The 17,488-nt window shown below is 67.9% G+C and carries 13 protein-coding genes and 3 pseudogenes; 7 read left to right on the forward strand and 9 right to left on the reverse strand.

The window, feature by feature from the left end:
- Nucleotide 1: 1 nt before the first annotated feature.
- The gene (locus ABZW32_RS13125; RefSeq protein WP_356214880.1) at nt 2-1,057 is read left to right on the forward strand and encodes a serine hydrolase domain-containing protein; all 1,056 of its coding nucleotides are present in this window, start codon (nt 2-4) and stop codon (nt 1,055-1,057) included.
- Between the two features lie 284 nt (nt 1,058-1,341).
- Nucleotides 1,342-1,545, forward strand: coding sequence for a hypothetical protein (locus ABZW32_RS13130; protein ID WP_356214882.1), 204 nt, complete (start codon nt 1,342-1,344; stop codon nt 1,543-1,545).
- 9 nt (nt 1,546-1,554) lie between these two features.
- Here the strand turns inward: ABZW32_RS13130 and ABZW32_RS13135 are convergent, their stop codons facing one another.
- The 3 genes from ABZW32_RS13135 to ABZW32_RS13145 form a co-directional block, all read right to left on the reverse strand.
- The gene (locus ABZW32_RS13135; RefSeq protein ID WP_356214884.1) at nt 1,555-2,709 is read right to left on the reverse strand and encodes a caspase family protein; all 1,155 of its coding nucleotides are present in this window, start codon (nt 2,707-2,709) and stop codon (nt 1,555-1,557) included.
- The gene (locus ABZW32_RS13140; protein ID WP_356214886.1) at nt 2,706-3,065 is read right to left on the reverse strand and encodes a hypothetical protein; all 360 of its coding nucleotides are present in this window, start codon (nt 3,063-3,065) and stop codon (nt 2,706-2,708) included. Before ABZW32_RS13140 ends, ABZW32_RS13135 begins: the two co-directional genes overlap by 4 nt.
- A gap of 430 nt (nt 3,066-3,495) precedes the next feature.
- On the reverse strand, nt 3,496-4,563 hold the full coding sequence (locus tag ABZW32_RS13145) for a serine/threonine-protein kinase (protein ID WP_356214888.1): 1,068 nt from the start codon (nt 4,561-4,563) through the stop codon (nt 3,496-3,498).
- A gap of 24 nt (nt 4,564-4,587) precedes the next feature.
- Between ABZW32_RS13145 and ABZW32_RS13150 the strand changes: the two genes are divergently transcribed.
- Both ABZW32_RS13150 and ABZW32_RS13155 read left to right on the forward strand, forming a co-directional pair.
- Nucleotides 4,588-5,070 (forward strand): hypothetical protein, encoded by a 483-nt coding sequence (locus ABZW32_RS13150; RefSeq protein WP_356214890.1) that lies wholly within the window; start codon nt 4,588-4,590, stop codon nt 5,068-5,070.
- A 778-nt stretch (nt 5,071-5,848) separates the two neighbouring features.
- Nucleotides 5,849-6,046: pseudogene (locus ABZW32_RS13155) on the forward strand (CorA family divalent cation transporter); the annotation flags it as partial.
- A 204-nt stretch (nt 6,047-6,250) separates the two neighbouring features.
- On the opposite strand, the pseudogene ABZW32_RS13160 reads toward ABZW32_RS13155, so the two are convergent.
- Nucleotides 6,251-6,472: pseudogene (locus ABZW32_RS13160) on the reverse strand (site-specific integrase); the annotation flags it as partial.
- A 434-nt stretch (nt 6,473-6,906) separates the two neighbouring features.
- Between ABZW32_RS13160 and ABZW32_RS13165 the strand changes: the two are divergent.
- From ABZW32_RS13165 to ABZW32_RS13175, 3 genes and pseudogenes are all read left to right on the forward strand, one after another.
- On the forward strand, nt 6,907-8,991 hold the full coding sequence (locus ABZW32_RS13165) for a hypothetical protein (RefSeq protein WP_356214892.1): 2,085 nt from the start codon (nt 6,907-6,909) through the stop codon (nt 8,989-8,991).
- Nucleotides 8,992-9,020: 29 nt separating this feature from the next.
- On the forward strand, nt 9,021-9,392 hold the full coding sequence (locus tag ABZW32_RS13170) for a hypothetical protein (RefSeq protein WP_356214894.1): 372 nt from the start codon (nt 9,021-9,023) through the stop codon (nt 9,390-9,392).
- Nucleotides 9,393-10,006: 614 nt separating this feature from the next.
- Nucleotides 10,007-10,198: pseudogene (locus ABZW32_RS13175) on the forward strand (CorA family divalent cation transporter); the annotation flags it as partial.
- A 252-nt stretch (nt 10,199-10,450) separates the two neighbouring features.
- On the opposite strand, the gene ABZW32_RS13180 reads toward ABZW32_RS13175, so the two are convergent.
- From ABZW32_RS13180 to ABZW32_RS13200, 5 genes are all read right to left on the reverse strand, one after another.
- The gene (locus ABZW32_RS13180; RefSeq protein ID WP_356214896.1) at nt 10,451-11,164 is read right to left on the reverse strand and encodes an alpha/beta hydrolase; all 714 of its coding nucleotides are present in this window, start codon (nt 11,162-11,164) and stop codon (nt 10,451-10,453) included.
- Nucleotides 11,165-11,312: 148 nt separating this feature from the next.
- Complete coding sequence (locus tag ABZW32_RS13185) at nt 11,313-12,212, reverse strand: helix-turn-helix domain-containing protein (RefSeq protein ID WP_356214898.1); 900 nt, start codon at nt 12,210-12,212, stop codon at nt 11,313-11,315.
- Nucleotides 12,213-12,254: 42 nt separating this feature from the next.
- Nucleotides 12,255-13,106: an alpha/beta hydrolase gene (locus ABZW32_RS13190; protein WP_356214900.1), complete on the reverse strand. Its 852-nt coding sequence runs from the start codon at nt 13,104-13,106 to the stop codon at nt 12,255-12,257.
- A 138-nt stretch (nt 13,107-13,244) separates the two neighbouring features.
- Nucleotides 13,245-14,492, reverse strand: coding sequence for a helix-turn-helix domain-containing protein (locus tag ABZW32_RS13195; protein WP_356214902.1), 1,248 nt, complete (start codon nt 14,490-14,492; stop codon nt 13,245-13,247).
- Nucleotides 14,493-14,628: 136 nt separating this feature from the next.
- The gene (locus ABZW32_RS13200; RefSeq protein ID WP_356214903.1) at nt 14,629-17,460 is read right to left on the reverse strand and encodes an AAA family ATPase; all 2,832 of its coding nucleotides are present in this window, start codon (nt 17,458-17,460) and stop codon (nt 14,629-14,631) included.
- Nucleotides 17,461-17,488 lie beyond the last annotated feature (28 nt).

Raw genomic sequence — 17,488 nt, forward strand, 5'->3', positions numbered from 1 at the left:
CATGACGACGCCCTCCACCGCCCGAATCGAAGACCTCCTGCAGACCGGCGTACGCGAGGAGGTCTACCCCGGCGCGGTGTGGGCGATCGGGGACGCCGACGGCATCCGCGCGAGCGGAGCCGCCGGCCTCCTCCACCGCGGCCTGCCCGACGAGCCCATGCGGCTGGACACCGTCTTCGACGTAGCCAGCCTCACCAAGATCCTCGCCGTCTGGTCGACGATCGGCACGCTCGCCGAGGAGGGAAAGCTCGATCTCCACGCCCCTCTGGGCACCTTCTGGGACGAGGTCGCCGGCCACCCCCTGGCCCGGGCCACGGCCCACCACCTCCTGACCCACACCGCAGGCCTGCCCCTGCGGGCCAACCTGAAGAACCTCTACGGCACCGACCCCCAGGACATCCGTGACGGCGTCCTCCACGAAGCCCTCCACCGCGCACCGGGCGAGGCCGTCGAGTACACAGACCGGGCCGCCCTCGTCCTCGGCTACCTCGCCGAACACCTCTCGGGCCAGCCCCTGGACCGGCTCGCCACCGACCGCGTCTGGCACCCCCTGGGCATGACCCGCACCCGCTTCGGCCCCCTCCCCGCCGTCGAAGCCGCCCGCTGCGCCCCCACCGAGTACGACGACACCACCGGCACCCACCTCAAGGGCACCGCCCACGACTTCTCCGCCCGCCTCCTCGGCGGCGTCTGCGGCATCGCCGGCACCTTCTCCGTCCTTGACGACCTCGCTGTGTTCCTCCGCCACATGCTCGCCCCCACCAGGGCGGCCTTCGGCCGAGCCTGGATCAAGGACTCACTCCGCCTCCAGACCGGCCCCCTCACCCCCGCCCGCGGCCTCTTCTGGCACCCCGCCCCCGGCACCGACCCCACCGAGGACATCTGGGTCCACTACGGCTTCACCGGTACGGGCATGTGGATCAGCCCGGTCCAGGGCCGCTGGGCCACCCTCCTCACCAACAAGCTCCGCTTCAACCGCGACCGCGAGCCCCTGACTGAGATCCGCAACGTCTTCCGAGTGGCCGTCTTCGCCGCTGAGAACGCGCAGGGATCGTAGGTCGACGGAATGACCCGCGTGCTCACCAGGGCACTTCTCTTCAGCAGGTAGTACCGCAGGACTCGCGCCGCCGCCATACCGCAACGGCAACTGCTGTCGACAAGGCTGGCTGACACAGCTGTCATCCGCGGCGAGGGTGATTGGCTTCACCCATGGCCAGCCGGTGGAACCGGACCCGGGCGGTTCAGAATCGGCCGCACGTAATCGTTTGCCCCCTCGTTCGGCTGGACGCTGCCACACTGGCAAAGGTGTAGAGAAGCAGTCTCATTTCGGGGGAGAGCGCCGTGGCGCAGAAGAGCGACAAGCCCTACTACCGGGCAGGGCACTGGGTGCGGCCGTCAGCCGTCAAGCAGGTGAAGAAGCCTGCGACGGGCGTCATTGTCGTGGCTGCGCTGCTGGCCATCGCTGCTTGGAACACGATCTTTGGTGATGACAGCGAGGCTCCGGCTCCGCAGCAGCCGCTCCCGACCGCCGCAACTACTCCCTGAACGGGGATCTCAACTGCGGCCGTTTCGTCGGGATAGTCTCCCTGCCAGTCGCTCTATCAATGTGGGGCTATGGTCCTGGCTCGGCTGTGGGGCGGGCTGAGCAGCCGCCTCGATCGTCGTCTCTGCCAACAGCCGCATCCACACGGCTTGCCACTCAGCGACCTGTGCATCTGGAACGCCGCAGGCAGACAGGTACGCCGCTGTGGTCTGCCAGGTGCTAGGCAGGCTCTCGCGGTTCAAGAGCCGACTGACGGTGCCAGCTGAGACGCGCCCACCAGAGCGTCGGCTGACCAATTGATGGGTGAGGCCGCTCGTGACGCGAACGTCTGACAGTGCCTTAAAGAAGCCCTTGACGGTGCGAATATCCGAGGGGTTGGGCCAGGAGCGTTCTGACGCGTGGTTCTCGCCAGCGGAAGGAGCAGACCCCGTTGCAGGTAGGTACGCAGGGTTACGGCCGAGAGCTAGTTGTGCTCCCGTGTTCCTGTCTCTCGCCTGGGGTGCGGGACGCCCCTTGGCCGCCAAACTGATGCGCATGTGTCGGTACAGTGCACCGAACTCCAGCAACTCAGGGCCGTGGGGTATGCCCACCTGAAGGGCATTCAGGAGCTCTCCCGTGAAGGCGGTGAACGGCTCACCTGGTGGGGCAAGTGCTGTACGCGTTTCTGCCGCAGCAGCGAGCAGGAATGTCCCCTCCACGGATGCCTGATCGGCCAGGTCTACCGGTCCGCCCATCGACCCCAGCGCAAGGCCGCTATAGCAGCAGTCGAGGACGACGACACATCGCTCGGCCCGGCCGTTTAGGAGCGCCTGCCGGAGCCATCTATAGGACAACCCGGTCTCGACCCGTTGCTGCCTGGACTGCGGCATGGCCAGATAGAGATCATTTTCTGGGTCAACCAGCCCATGACCCGCGAAGTAGATGAGCACGGTGTCACGCGCCTGCTCGGCTGCCGCCCGTACCGCGGCCATGGTCATCTCAGCAGTCGTGGGGTTGGAGAGGGTCACGCAGTGTTCCGGCGGCAACCCCCACGAGAAGGGTTCTGTCAGCGCAGCAGCCAAAGCGGTCAGGTTGTTGGACACTGCCGGCAGTTGCTCAAGATGGTCGTAGCGACTCGTGCCGATCAGCACAGCGCGGGTCGCGCCAGGGTCGGGAAGGGCACTCACGTGTCTGGGGCATCATCGGGAGCCGGAGCCTCAAGAGCTCGGACGGCACGGTCGATCTCGCCATCACTGCATTGCGTAAGAACGATCACGGTTTCACCCCGCCTGATCTCGATCCGCGGGTCCTGGGGCCTTGTTCGCTTCCAAGCGGCCAACGCGACAACGAAGGAGGCAGCGCTCCACCCGTTGTCGGTTACCAACTGGATGACATCCACCAAGCCGCCCATCTGCCCGGGCTCGGGAGGCTGTTCCTGGAGTGTCAGCGAGGATGACCTGCGGATGTCCATGTCTGCCCGTAGCCAGTTGTGCAGTGAGCGCAACTCGTCAGCCTCTGCCGCCACCCGTACGTCAACGCGCATGCCTCTCCCCTGTCTCCAGCTGTCAGCCGCTCCCATGCACCTCCATCGTCCGACAGAGCGTGCCTCCTGGCATGCGTTTGGCTCATTCCCTCAGGCGCTGGGGGGAATGAGGCTCGGCTGGGGAGCCGCCGTGGAGGATTAGCCGCATCAATAGTCAGCACGGCGAAGGAGCCTGAAGGACGGGTAGCCGCAGGTCAGAAGGCCTCTCCCATCGATTGCCGCAGGTTCGTCCCGCGAGGTGACGACTTCAAGGCTCCTCAGAGGTCGCCATCCTCTTCACCCCCACCTTGGTCGGCACCACCTACGGCATGAGCTTCGAAACCCTGCCCGCCGCCGACTACCCCCTCACCATCCTCCTCATGGCCAGGTCGACGCATGGCCGCTTAGCGCCCGCGTTTCCTGAAGACGAGGGCGAGCAGTCGAAGCAGCGTCACTTCAAATTTCGAAGCACAGCGCGCAAAGCGGCCGGGAGGCTCTCCGGTTGGACTCCGCCCTTCTCGTGTTGGCGTGCGCGCCGGCCTGCCGGGTGGCGTACCTCAATGCTGTAGCGCCGCCGTTCGTCCCGCACCGCACAGACCGAGACGGCCTTCGCCGTGTTGGTGGCACCCCCTTCAAAGCACTGGTCGTGACCGTCGTGGGGTGTGACACGGCGCCAAGGTCGGTGAGGGTGTGAGCATTGAGCGAGTTCGTTTGCTAGCTCTTGCGCGCTCCTGGGACGAGCAGCTGGATCGATGGAGAGTCCTCGTTCGACGACACTGCCGAGCCTCTGGGAGACATGCGGGGCAATGTCACGCAGCTTGTCGAACTGGGCTTGGAGGATCCGCTCCTTGCGGGCCGTCAGGCTGACGGCTATGGGCCCGTTCGGGTACTGCCCCGACAGGAGGTAAAACAGGGTGGCCGCTAGGGAGTAGACGTCTGAGGCCACCGAACATTTGCCGGTGCTCAACACCTCGGGAGCCACAGTGGCGAGGGTTCCGTTTGCGGCGGTATGACCATCGCCATCCATCCGTGCGGCGAAGCCGAGGTCTCCCAGCAATACGTTGTTTCCGTTGTCGGCGAAGGCGTTTCCTGGTTTGACGTCGCGATGCAGTAGGCCAGCGGCGTGGATGCGCTCGAGCCCGTACCCGAGCTGCTGGCCCCAGTGCACTGCCCTCGCGACGTCAGCACCGAACAGTGCCGCGGCTGACTCGAGGTCACCGTCCATGACGGGCATGGTGATGTAGCGGATGTCGGTCCCGCTGGCGATGTCAGCGTTATAGACGGGGAGGAGGTACTGGCTCTGCAACTTCTTGAGGGCCTGGGCTTCGTCCCACGTCGCCGGCTGGCCTTGCAGCGGTTCGAAGAGCTTTAGCGCCACCTCGGTGCGAAGGTGCTCATCGAAGACACGATAGACCTGGCCGCCAGATCCACCCCCAAGGCGTTCCAGCACCTCGTAGCGATCACTGATGCGATTCCCGACCTGGCGGTTGCCGATCTGGGCGATGACCGTTCCCGACATGAACGTCACTCTATAGTGCTGGGCATGGAGGTACTGGGGATCAGTGTGGGCTTTCCAACGGCAGGACGTGGCCCTGTAGTTAACTGCGTCGTGCTGGAGGGATCGCAGGGCGAGCCACACCTGCAGGAGGCGTGCGACCTTCGAACAGCGGCGTCGGAGGTCATCGACCAGGTCGAGGACTTGGGGCGCAAGCTCAGTAGCAAGCTCTCGGCATTGAATCCCGACGCCGTGGTGGTCTGCGTTGCGGACGTCAGCCCTGCTGGTAATCGCAAGGCGGCACCGCGTCATCGCCTCATGATCGAAGGTGCTCTCGGCTACGTCTGCCGCGATCACAAGATCCATCAGGTGGCCTACCGCAGTGGCAAGGAGGTCGGCGAGGCGCTTGGCCTAACCAAGGCAGATGCCCTTGCACGCGGTAAGGCATTGGACCCTAAGCGTTCGGCGGCCGCTGCTGCGGCCCTTGCCTCGTTGCCCGCAGCGTCTACCACAGACCCGAATCCGTCGTAGAAGAGGAATGGGCCAGCGGCGGCTCTCCGAGTACGTCCAACCCGTCCACGCCGCAGTCGGCGGCTCGCGCTGCCACTGCAGTCAGCTGGTGGAGCACAACCGCGTGAACATGTCGCGCCCCGAGGTCTCTGGCGTGGCGAGCAGCCTGCGCCACCGCAGTGCCGCTGGCAATGTTGACGTCCACGATTAATACGGTCTGCGTGTAGGCAGCCCCCTGCGAGGACAGGCTGACCAAATCGCTGCACGCCGACAGGAGCGCCCCGACCAAGCGCTCGGCAACGGGGCTGGCAGCGAGGACGGCTTGAGCTCCGGTGCGTCGGGCAACGGTGATCACTTGCTCAGTGGCGTCCTGCAGTGCGCTCGGTTCGGCTAGTCGCTCAATGTTGCTGTGGGCTGTGTCCACTGCACCCAAGAGGTTACTCATCCGTCCACCCCCATAGGATCACTGGCCTTCGGTGTATGCAGTCTTGATGGGGAACGACAGCGCGCCAACACTGATGCCCATTCCGTTACCAACGACACTGCCTGCGCGCCGTGGCTACCGCAAGACGAGCAACCCCGCACATGTCCAGAGGTGCGGTAGTGGCCACCAATCCTTCACGTAACAGCGCTGCCGGCAACAGTCTTCGCTGGGGAGAATCTGGGGAGAATGAAGCCCCTCCGGGGAGCGGCTGGGGAGGATCGGGCGCATCAACGGGCACTACCACGAAAGGGCCCGAAAGGCGGATCGTCGCAGTTCAGAGTGCCTCTCCTGTCGATTTCTGCAGGTCAGCGGTGTGAAGGTGACGACTTCAAGAAAATCTCCGCCTGGGCGGCCATCCTCTTCGCCCCCACGTTGGTCAGCACCATCTACGGCATGAACTTCGAAGACATGCCGGAGCTGAAGTGGGCGGGCGGCTACCCCTTCGCAATCCTGCTGATGGCAGTGGTCTGCGTGAGCCTCTACGTCATCTTCAAGAAGCGCGACTGGCTGTAGCGAACGAGCCGGAAGCGACGGTCGACTTAAGCATCTGTGAACATCACAGAACGTCCCCCTGGGGAGAATGCGCAGCGCGCCGCAAGAGCGCCCTCCCCCGCATCCCGAGCTGCCCACCTCGGCGAACAGATGGACCGGCACCATCTCGCGGACACAGAGCGTAACGGAACGGGCGGCACAGCACATTGCTGTGCCGCCCGCTGATCACGCCGTCACGAGGCTTTCAGGTACGCACTCGGGCACGATGCCGAGCAGTGAGTCGATGGCTGCGCGGCCCTCACCGCCGGGCTCCGGCATGAAGTGGGAGTAGTGGTCGAGGGTGATGGTTGGACTTGAGTCACCGAGCCACCGGGCGAGCGTGACGATGGACTCGCCCGCTTCGAGGAGGATCGAGGCGTAGGTGTGGCGGAGGACATGGAAGCCGTCATTGAACGAGCTCAGCGCGGCAAGCCGATGCGTCCCACCGCGTTCGGCACCGTGATCGTGGCTGCTGCCTGAGCTATGAGCGACCAGGACGAAGACGCCTGATCGGAAGGCGAGGGCGCCAGCCTGGCCCGAGGAGCACGAGATGCGAGCATCGCGGCATGGTGCCAGCCCCGTGCCGGCGAAGCCCTTCCTTATTCTGGGAGCCATCCGCTAATCTGACGAAACGTCACTCGCGAAGCGGCGTACCGCCTCATCTTTAGCGCTGCGGCCCTGAAGAAGATGCTGATGGCCCTCGGAGCCGTCGCGGTACGAACGTTCGCAGGTGTCGCCGAAGCGCCGGACACCGAGCGTCCCCGAGCGTAGACAGCGAGTGCGTGGGCCCCGATGGCTCCGCTGCACGCGGACTTCCGGACGCCCATGAAAGATCGCTTCCAGTGACCATCAATTCTGTTGCTCTTGCCGGAAATACAGCTGACGACCCGAGCGACGACCTCGATGCTGAGGCGACCGAAGCGCAGCTCCAGCTGATTCCGGTAGCGGCCACCACCGTCAATGGCACGCCGACGCTGCGGGTGATGGACCCGCGATCGGCCGCGAAGACCGCAGCTGAGGTCAGCGCGCTTAGGGGCGTGCGCCTGGATCCGGACTCGCTCCGCCGGCTGGCCATGTCCTGCGTAGAGCCCAACGGGTTCCACGTCACCCGCCACCGGGTCGGTACTGGCTGGCTGTCGATCATCGAGGCCCGCCAGTTCGTGACCCTGTTTACGTTGACCCCGAGTAACGACCGGCTCGGGGATCAGCTGATCTACGCCGCTGATCCGTCGTTCGACGCCAAGACGGTGAACAAGGACGGTCGGCGGATCGGGCACATCGCGGTCCCGATGCCGGAGTCTGACGGCACGTTCGCGAAGCTCGTCTACACGGCTTCCAAGGGCACCCTGCTGGAGGCTACTGACCGCAACTGCCAGGCCGTCCGCAAGAGCAACCCGCAGCACGATATCGGCCCCGACATCATCCACCGCTCGCTCACCACGGTCTTCACGACCCTGCGCTACACCGAGGGGAGCAACGAGCTGGAGCAGGTCAGTGTGGACGGCAACAGCCGGCTGGCCAGCGCCTACGCGCAGATCAAGATTGACCCGAGCTGGCTGCCCCAGCGGCTGCGCAAGCAGTACCGGGACGAGCGCCCGACGCTGCTGCCGTCCATGCTGATGGATTGCGACCTCAATGAGCGGCGCGACCTGACTCGCAAGATCATCAAGGTGAACGAGGATCGTCTCGCCCTCCCGGCGCGCACGTCGCTCAAGGACATGAGGGAGCGCAATGCGGCCGTCTGTGCGCTGAATGCCCTCACGGCGCCGGTCCAGGTGATCGTCGGCTACGAGGACGATGATCCTGAGACCCACGGGATGCAGCGGTTCGCCTCGGCCGTTCGCTCGCTGCTCGTGCGGATGAACGTCGGGGTCAAGACCTTCGACACCGGCGCCCAGAACGCGGTCATCGCCGAAGAGATAGTCCTCGCGGCGCAGCAGAGCGGACACTTCGATTACGACGAGGTCGAGCTGCTGATCGGCCGGGAGGACATCTCCGCGATCATGGAGGAGTACGGTCTCGACCCCAACCTGCGCGACCTGCGGGCCATGATGGTCATCGCGTTGTGCGCGCAGAACTCCACCAAGCTCAACAAGGCGATGCGGGAGAAGTTCGGCAAGCGGAAGGTGATGCTCTCGCACCGCTCGGCCGTCGCCAGTGAGTTGATCCTGCGCTCCTACGGCGCCGTGATGAGCGCCTACGACGTGGAACGCAGCCGCACCGCACTCAACTCGGGCTGCATCTGGCAGTCGTTGGTGGACCAGCCCTGGCAGCCTGCGCAGGTCAACGATGACCGCACCGTCGATGCAGTACTGGAGCTCGCGCTCAAGGAGTTGGCCCCGAGGGGCAAGAAGGAGGTCGTAACCGGGGAGCCTGGGCAGTACGCCAGGCTGCTCGGGGTCCTCGGCATGGTGGCGCTGGTAATCGGCGGTGGACTGACGAGCCCTAAGGGTTCCAGCGAGAAGGAAGTCGGTGACCTCATCGATCGCTCCAGCGTCGCGAGCATCGTCGACAAGCTGACGTCCTTCCCGTGGGGCTTGCGCTTGCTGGCCGAGAACATCAAGCGGAACCGCGCCGGCGTCCCGCTGCTCGGGGTTCAGGTCCCTGACGGGACGACCAACATCGAGACCTACGACGACGCGACGGTCTCGGTGACCGCGCGCGACGCCCGCTTGCGCCACGCGGTGCGCATCGCGGTGCAGGGCAGCGCCGAGAAGACCTCGGCCTCCGCGGAGGAGAACGCCTTCAACGATCTGTGCCGCAGGATTGTTCTGGCCGACGAGGCGTTCCAGAACTACCGGGCGATCCGCAGCCAGGATCCTTCCCCGGCGCTCCTGCCTTTTGACCAGACCGACGGGCCGATCAAGCAGCTCGAGACGATGGCCAAGGCCCTGAACCGGATGACCGCGGAGGACCACGAGTCGTGAGCACTCCACCATGGACCGGGGTTGTCACCATGACCGCGACCCGTTACCGGTATCTCGCTGGTCTCGCCGGGGACAACCTCATGGCCAGCCGTCCCATCGCCCATAGCCTCGACATGCCGTACGACGGCGACGAGGAGAAGGCCGTCTACGTCGCGGTCAACCACGAAGGCCTCGCCTGTTACGCCGGCCAGACTCGTCCCATCAGGTCCTGGACGGGTGCGGCGGGCATCCGGCTCAAGCAGCATCTCGCGGAGCCGACCAAGCTTGGCGAGTGGGACAGCTTCTGGGTGCTACCCCTAAAGTGGTCCACCAAGCCCAGCATCGTCAACTGGTACGAAAATACCGTTGCTGCACGCCTGATGCTGCCGGTTCGCCATCGCCGGGGCAGCACCAGGTTCTGAGGAATCTCTCGCTGTGGGGCGTTCAACGCCTCACAGCGAGTTAGTACGTCGGGACCGAGGTCCAGGGCGTCGATGCGGGCCAGGCCTGCGGCGGTGCCAGGACCGTACGGGCGGCCAACGGTCTGGTTGAGGCGGGCGAGAGCCTCGACCAGGACGCCGTACTCGATCGGCAGGCCGAGAGCGTCCCGTACGCCTTCGCGTGCGTATTGCAGGTTCTGCGAGACGGGGATGCCGTCGAGCGTGCCGTACTCGGCGAAGTCGAAGACGAGGAGCGTCGCCGGGTGGAGCAGTTCGAACGTGGTCGGCGCGGCTCAGTCGAGCCGGACCGCACCCAATCGCCGGTACGGCCGAGCGAATGGTGAGGGCCTGCTCCCCCTCTTCAACTACGTTGCGTAGCCTGTCGGGGTGCCCGCACAACGGTCCCTGTCAGCGGCGATCCTCCTTCAGAAGCGGCCTCCGCTGGGGAGGATCTGGGGAGAACGAGGCCCCATTGGGGAGCGGCTGGGGAGGATCGGCCGCATCAATGGGCAGTACGGCGAAAGGGCCGGAAAAACGGATCGCCGCAGGTCAGGGCGCCTCTCCAGCCGGTTTGCGCAGGTCAGCGGTGTGAGGGTGACGACTTCAAGAAGATCTCCTCCTGGGCCGCCATCCTCTTCGCCCCCACCCTGGTGGGCACGATCTACGGCATGAACTTCGAGGTCATGCCGGAACTCCACTGGGTGGCCGGCTACCCCTTCGCGATCCTCCTGATGGCGGTCGTCTGCACGAGCCTGTACGTCATCTTCAAGCGACGGGACTGGCTCTAGGAGCGATCGGTCCCACTCATGCCGCGCCGATCCGGCCAAGCTCGCCGGCGGCACTGCCTCCGACGCCGGGGCGGCCGCGTGAGTGGCGCGCTCGTCCTGGACAGCGAGGGCCGGCCAAGGCCCTGCAACGCGACCGCGAGGTCCACGATTGGCTCGTCGCCGCCCGCGACGCCCACTGTCCGGGCCCGGGCCGAGCGTGGGTGGTACCCCGACTGGCCCGGTCCCGCTCCTGTCGTTGCGGAGGTCGGTCGGTCAGCTCGTCGCCCGTACCGCGTCCCTGATCAGGTCGGCGACCCGCGTGGGCTCGGAGAGGGCGACGGCGTGGGAGGCGTCCGGAAGTTCGACGACGACGGCGCCGGCCCGTGCGGCGCCGAAGCGCTGGACCTCGGGGCCGATCGTGCGGTCCGCCCCGGCCACCAGGGCCCAGGACGGTGTGGTCCGCCACGCCGCCGCGGACGCGGTCTCGGTTAAGGCGGCTGCGGCGAGGGGGCGTTGGGCCGTTGCCAGGACGCCGGCGACGTCCTCGGGCACGTCCGCCGCGAAGACGGAGGGAAAGGCCGTCACCTCGATGGTGACCTCGACCGCCGAGTCACCGTCGAGGAGCGGGTACGTCCACTCCTTCAGCTTGCCCGTCAGGGGGGATTCGGGAAAGCTCGCCTGCAGCCGGCCCAGGCTCTCACCCTCGTGGGGCACGTAGGCGGCGACGTAGACCAGCGCGACGACGTTCTCCGCGGTGCCGGCCACAGTGATCAGTGCACCGCCGTAGTCGTGGCCGACGAGTACGGCCGGGCCGTCGAGCTGCGCGAGGACGGAGGTGAGGTAGGCGGCGTCCGACGTCAGCCCCCGCAGCGGGTTCGACGGAGCGATCACCGGGATACCGCAGCTGCGTAGTTCCGCGATGACGCCTATCCAGCCTGTCGCGTCGGCAAATGCACCGTGCACGAGGACGACGGTGGGGTTGGTCATGTGAGTTCCCTTCTCGATGTCGGGCCACGTGGGGGCGTCGTCGCGACGGTCCGGGGGCAGACCGGAAACCTGGGAGAGGTCCGTGCGACTGTCACTCTCGGTAGGGCCGTAGAAGTGGCTCCCCTTGTACGTGCGCGGCTCAGCGCCTTCATTCGTCCTCGACGTCGGCAGTCGTCGGCGCGAAGGCTGAGGTCGCCCGCGCCTGCCATTCGCTGGGGCTCATGCCATAGGCCCCGCGGAAGGTGCGGCTGAAGTGCGAGGGGCTGCTGAAGCCCCAGCGGTGGGCCAGCGCGGCCATGGTGGTTCTCCGGTTGGAGCGGCCCAGTTCGAGTCGGCAGAAATCGAGCCTGCGTTCCCGCACCCATTGGCTCACGGTGCTGCCGTCGTTCTGGAAGAGCTTCTGCAGGTACCGGACGGAGATGTGGTGGGCGCGTGCGATCGACTCCGGTGAGAGGTCCGGGTCCATCAGATGTTCTTCGATGTAGGCGCGAATCCGGGACAGCATCTCGTTGGCCGTCCCGGACGCGTCGTCGACCTCGTCCGTCGTGTCCGCTTCGAGGAGCTCCATGACCAGGAGGGAGAGGAGACGTACAGCCGTCCGGGCACGCCGGTCCCCGATCGTGGACCGGCGGAACTCCGCCTGGGCGGCGAGGGCGGTCAGGAAGCCGGACACCAGCGACCCCACCCCTTCCCCGCCGCGCACGGGTACGCCGAGCACCTGGTTCAGTCCCGACTCCGAGAGGCCCAGAAAACAGCGGGGCACACGGAAGAAGATCATCCGACAGTCGCCGCCGAACCGCAGCAGGTGCTGTCGGGCCGGGTCGCAGAAGACCAGGTCGTTCGGCTCCAGCAGGGTCGTGGCACGCTCGTGGACGACGGTGACGGGCCCACGGACGTGGACGCCGAGGTAGACGTGGTTCCGGTCCTTCGTGTCCGGCATCTCGGAGAGCATCTGGACCAGCCATCCCGAACGTGAGGAGGGCGAGGTCGGAGCAGTCGCCTGCCGGGGCACCCGTTCGGACGCGCGTGACATCAGTGTGAGGGTCATGGTGATTCCTAGCCGTGGGTTCGTGCAGGTCGGAGGGCGGGTTCACGCCCCTCTCACCGGCTCCTCGGCCAGGAACTCCTCCACCACGGCGTTGAAGGCCGGCGGGTTCTCCAGGAAGGGGAAGTGCGAGCTCGCCACGTCGGAGGCGAAGACGTGCAGGCGTGCGCCGGGAATCCGCTCGGCGACGAAGCGCTGCGAATCGGGGTGCACATGGCTTCCCTCACAGCCGATCACCAGGGTCGGCACATCGATCCGGGGAAGCACGTCGCGCCAGTCCTGTGCGCAGTGGTCGAACAGCAGCGGTACGCCCGCGCAGGCGGGTGTCGACCTGATCTCCTCGGCGACGAACGCCAGCACCTCGGGGTCGGGTTCGCCGGAGAACATGCCGCGCACGAAGTCGGCGCGGACCGTGTCGCCCTCGGGACCCGCGAGGGCCGCGCCCAGGTACAGCAGGCCCGACACGTCGAAGATGGCGCCGGAGTCCCGCTGTTCCCTCTCGGTCATCCACGGCACGGCGGCGACGGCCGCGGGCTGGTCGACGGCGACGAAGCGCCGGATCCGTCCGGTCCCGTACTGGTCGATGAAACTCCACCACACCGAGACGCCCATGGAACAGCCCAGTGCGTCGAAACGGTCGAGTCCGAGACGGTCGACGAGTTCGAGCACGTCGCGGGAGAGCCGGGCGATGCGGTGGCCGTGACGCGGTGTGCCGGACTTCCCGTGGCCGCGGAGGTCGACGGTGACGACGCGACGGCCAAGCCCAAGACCCTCGACCTGGTGGCGGAACATGGCCTGCGTCTGGCCCCAGCCGTGGAGCATCACCAACGGGACTCCCTCGCCGCCGGTGTCCTGGTACGCGAGCCTCGCACCATCCGTCGTGATCAGTTCTTTCATGACCTCTTCCCTGGTCAGAGGTGGTACATCCGCCCCGTCCATCCCGGACATCATCGAATCGGGTCGGCCGCCCGCACCACCGCGAGCTGTAGGAATCGGGCCGTGGATCCTCCTCGTTCTGTCGAAACGAGTCCGGGGTCACAGGGCACCGCCGGCGCGCGGAGCAAGGAGTTCCTCGATCCTGAGGCCGAGGTGCAGGGTGAGCCGGTGGGCGCCGTCGTCGAGGTCGAGTCCGGTCAACTCCTGTATCTGGCGCAGGCGGTAGTAGAGCGAAGTGCGGTGGATTCCCAGAGTGTCCGCGGTCCTGGGAATCGACCCCGCGTGTCCGAGGAAGCAGCGCAGGGTGTCCCGCAGGCGGTCTCCGCCATGAGCCTCGCTCAGGGTGCGGAGCGGCTTCGGGACCAGGGAGGCGTTCAGGACGTGCTCGGGGAGCTGGAGCAGTACGGCGAGTTCACCGAGCAGCTCCCAGTCACCGATGCTCTTCAGGGTGGGCAGTCGGCGTGCCGCGCGCGCCGCCACGAGCGCCTGCTCGTACGACCTCCAGGCGTCGTCCGGGTGGGGGTACCGGCCGCCGACGCCGATCACGGGGGCCGCCGACGGATCCAGGAAGGTGTCGAGTTCATCGAGGACACGGGCGCACTGGGCGGCGATCTCGTCCGGACCGGGCGCCCGGTCTCGGAGCTGGAGCAGCATGGCCCGCTCCTTGCCGATCGCGATGAGGCCCTGGGCGGAGCGCGTCTGCCGGAATCCTTCCAGCGCCGCCCACAGGGCTGCTTCGGACTGCCGGACGAGCTCCGTTCCGCAGCTCAGCTGGACGACAGTGACCAGGACGTGCTCCGCCGCCCCGAGCAGCCCGAGTTCCCTGCCGCGGCGAACCGCGGTGGTGCGTGCGGCGACGTCGGCGCCGACGAGCGCGAGGGCCAGGTCCCGTTCGTCGGTCTTCCGGGTGTCGGCGGCGACGTGCTCTCCGTACATCTGGGCCGACATGGCGTCCGCCGCCCGGTCGATGGCGGCGACGTCCTCCTCCTCCAGCGTCTTCTCGGGCACGACCACCACGAGCAGCCCGAGGAGATGTCCGCGCTCGCGCAGCGGCACGACGTACCGGGGCAGCAGTCCGAGATCGTCACGGCCGTCGATGAACCCGGGCCTCGACCACCGGGTCACGCCTTGGTCGAGGACGTAGCGGATGGCCGCCTTGTCGGCGCGGCCCTGCAACAGGGTGCCGATGCGCACCGGGTCCTCGTCACCGAAGTGGCGGCTCGTGCAGACCATGCGGACCAGCGGGTCGTCGACGGCGACGGACCGGCCGAGCCGGTCGGCAAGCTCGTCGACTAGCGCCTGGAGCTCGGGGCTGCCCGGGCGGGCTCGCTGGAGCCTTGCGGTCATGCGCTGTTCCTCTCTCGATCAACTGCCCCCGCGGACTTCTGCAGTCCGCGGTTCTTGATCAGTCTGAGGAGACGACGGCGTCGGCACATCGCATGAATCGTCCATTGCCACGACGCCCGCGTGTGATGCGGATCGATTACTCTCCGTCGTCGCGATGCTTCACCAACCGGGTCAGCTCGGCGCGCGAGGTGACGTCCAGCTTGGTGAAGGCCCGGCGCAGGTGCGAGCTCACCGTGTGCGGTGAGAGGGAGAGGTACTCGGCCGCCTGCTGGTTGGTCAGCCCCTGGGCCACGAGCCGGACCACCCGTAGCTCCGCGGCCGTCAACTCGGGCCATGCGTCACAGAGTCCGGCCGTCGAGGGCCTGCGGCGGACACCGGCGGCCCGCAGGCGCCGACGCACCCGAGCGACGTCCCTCACGGCGCCCGCCCGCACATAGAGCGCGAGGGCCGTTTCGAAGTACGGGACCGCTTCCGGCTTGCGGGTGGTCGCCAGCTTGCGTCCGGCGTCCTCCAGTGCCGACGCCCGGGCCAGTATCCGAGGGCAGTCCTCGTACAGCCGGACGGCGCGTACGAGAGGGGAGAGGTCGTTGTCGAGGAGCCCCCGGGCGTGCGCGGCGGTGGCGGCGAGGAACGGGAGGTCGGGATTGAGCGCGGCTCGCTTCTCGGCCATGGCGACCGCCTGCACGGCCCGTTCGTGCCTGCCCGCGCGCAGCGCCAGGCGGACGAGCACCGGGGCGTCGGCCGGGTCGATCAGGCCGGAGTAGGCGGGCCGGTCCGCGGCGGGCGACGTCATCACCGCGTCGAGTTCGGCCATGGCGCGGTCGGGCCGGCCTTCGTAGTCGGCCATCAGCGCCAGCATCCAGGTGCCGAAGTGCCGGACGACGGGTGCGTCGTCGGTCCGCATGCGCCTCGCCTCCGCCGCGTACGCCTCCGCGGTCTGCCGGTCGCCGGTGTGGAGGGCGACGCGCAGCATCACGTACCGGAGCGTGACGTCGGCGAGGTTTCCCGGGCCGGGTTCGTCGGTCGCCGGGGACGCGGCTTCGGCGTCGGCCCGGGCGTCCGACAGCCGTCCGGTTTCCAGAAGGATGCGGGTGCGGGTCATGAGCCACATGCGGGTGGCGGCCGTCCGGCCCTGCTCCCCGGTGATCCGGATGCCCTCCTCCGCGAGGGCGAGCGCCTCCGCGGTGCGTCCGGTGGTGTTGGACAGGAGGGCGTGCCACAAGGCCTCCGGCACCCACAGCGAGGTGCTGACGCCCAGGGCGTCGGCCAGCGCGGCGGACCGCTCGGCCTGCCGGAATGCCTCGGCCAGGTCCATGCGGTGGAAGCTCACCGCCGAGCGGACCGTCGTCAGCGTGGCCTCGGCGGTGCGGTCCCCCGCTGCCGCCGCGGTGTCCCACGCCTGCGCGGCGACCTGCTCGGCCGCCGCGTGTTCGCCCGACACCGACAGGCCGACGGCGAGCATGGCGAGCAGTCGCCCCCTCGCGGTCAGGGAGATCCCGGGCAGTGCCGCCCCGGCTCGGGCCTGCCGGACCGCCTCGGAGAAGTCGAACTGCACGGCGAGGCGTGCCAGGGCCAGGCGTATGAGCGCCTCGTCCTCGGGTCCGAGACCGTCGGCCGCCAGGGCGGTGGCTCCCAGTTCACGCGCCTGGGCGGCCCGGCCCGTCTGCCAGAGCAGCGGGATCGTCTCGGCGACGACCCGCGGACGCTCCGGAGCGTCCGCCGCGGTGAGCTCCAAGGCTTTGAGGCTGCGTTCCGCGGCGGTTCCGGGAGCGGTGCCGGCGAGTTCCGCCGCTTCGGTGCGCTGCCGGTCGGCCTCCGCCGCGTCTCCCGGCGCCGCGCCCACGGCCTCCGTCGCATCTGCCGGTGCTCTCCCGGGTGGCAGCCCGGCGGCCTGACGGCTCAGGGCCTGGCGCAGGGAGAGGGGGAGGCCTGCCTCCACCGCCTCGCGGATCAGGTCGTGGCGGAAAGCGAGGTGCTCGCCGCTCTCGGCCAGCAGATCGGCGTCGAGGGATTCCCGCACGGCTGTGATGAGCGCCGCCGAGGACCTGCTGAGCAGTTCGGCCAGCAGCGCGACGGTGACCGGGCCGCCCACGGCGGCCGCCGTCTGCACCAGCTCCCGTGCCTCGCCGGACAGCTGGTCGAGGCGGCGCACGACAGAGGGGAGTTCCCGTGGGGCGGGGGGTCCGGCCGACAGCCTGGCCGTGCCGTTCTCGAGCGTCACTGCCTGCCGCAGCGAGCCGAGCAGCTCGACCAGCAGCTGCGGGACTCCTTCGGCGCGGCGGGCGATGCAGAGGACGTCCGGGTCGGGAGCGGCGCCGAGGACGTCCTCGGTGATCCGTGTGGTCGCCCGGTCGTCCAGCGCTCCCAGCGCCACCTCGTGTGCGCCTGCTTGCCGGATCCGGTCCAGGGTCGTGCGCACTCCCGACGGCACGCTGCCACCGCGCACGGCGACCAGCCACAGGATGGCGTGCGACGAGAGTCCGGCCGCGAGGGTGTTGAAGGTGAGAAGGGTCAGGTCATCGCACCACTGGAGGTCGTCGAGGACGACGAGCAGGGGGCCGTTTCGAGCCGCCTCGCGCAAGCGGTCCCCCAGTTCCTGGAGCAGCCAGAAGCGCTGGCCGGGCGTCGTGGCGAGATCCCTGAGACGGACGGCGCCCGACAGCGACTCCTCGGTGGAGAGCAGACCGTCGAGGAGCGGGCCGAGCGGCACGAACTGTTCGTCGGGGTCCGCCGCCCCCTCGAACACCCTCGTCCCCCGCCGCCTCGCGGCCTCCGCGGCCTCGGCGAGGATCCGGGACCTGCCCATGCCGGCGGGGCCCTCGACGCGGACGATCCCGCCTTCGCCCCGGCCGAGCGCGTCGAGCCGCTCCTCGATGAACGCCATTTCGGCGTCCCTGCCCCGGAGGGGTGTCCGTACACCGTCGGTCTCCTCGGGCGTGGTCCTTGTCGTCACTCGGTTCACGCTCATACGGCGCAACAGTATGAACCATGTGAAC

It is taken from the genome of Streptomyces sp. NPDC004667 (assembly GCF_040609475.1).
Classification (GTDB): Bacteria; Actinomycetota; Actinomycetes; order Streptomycetales; family Streptomycetaceae; genus Streptomyces.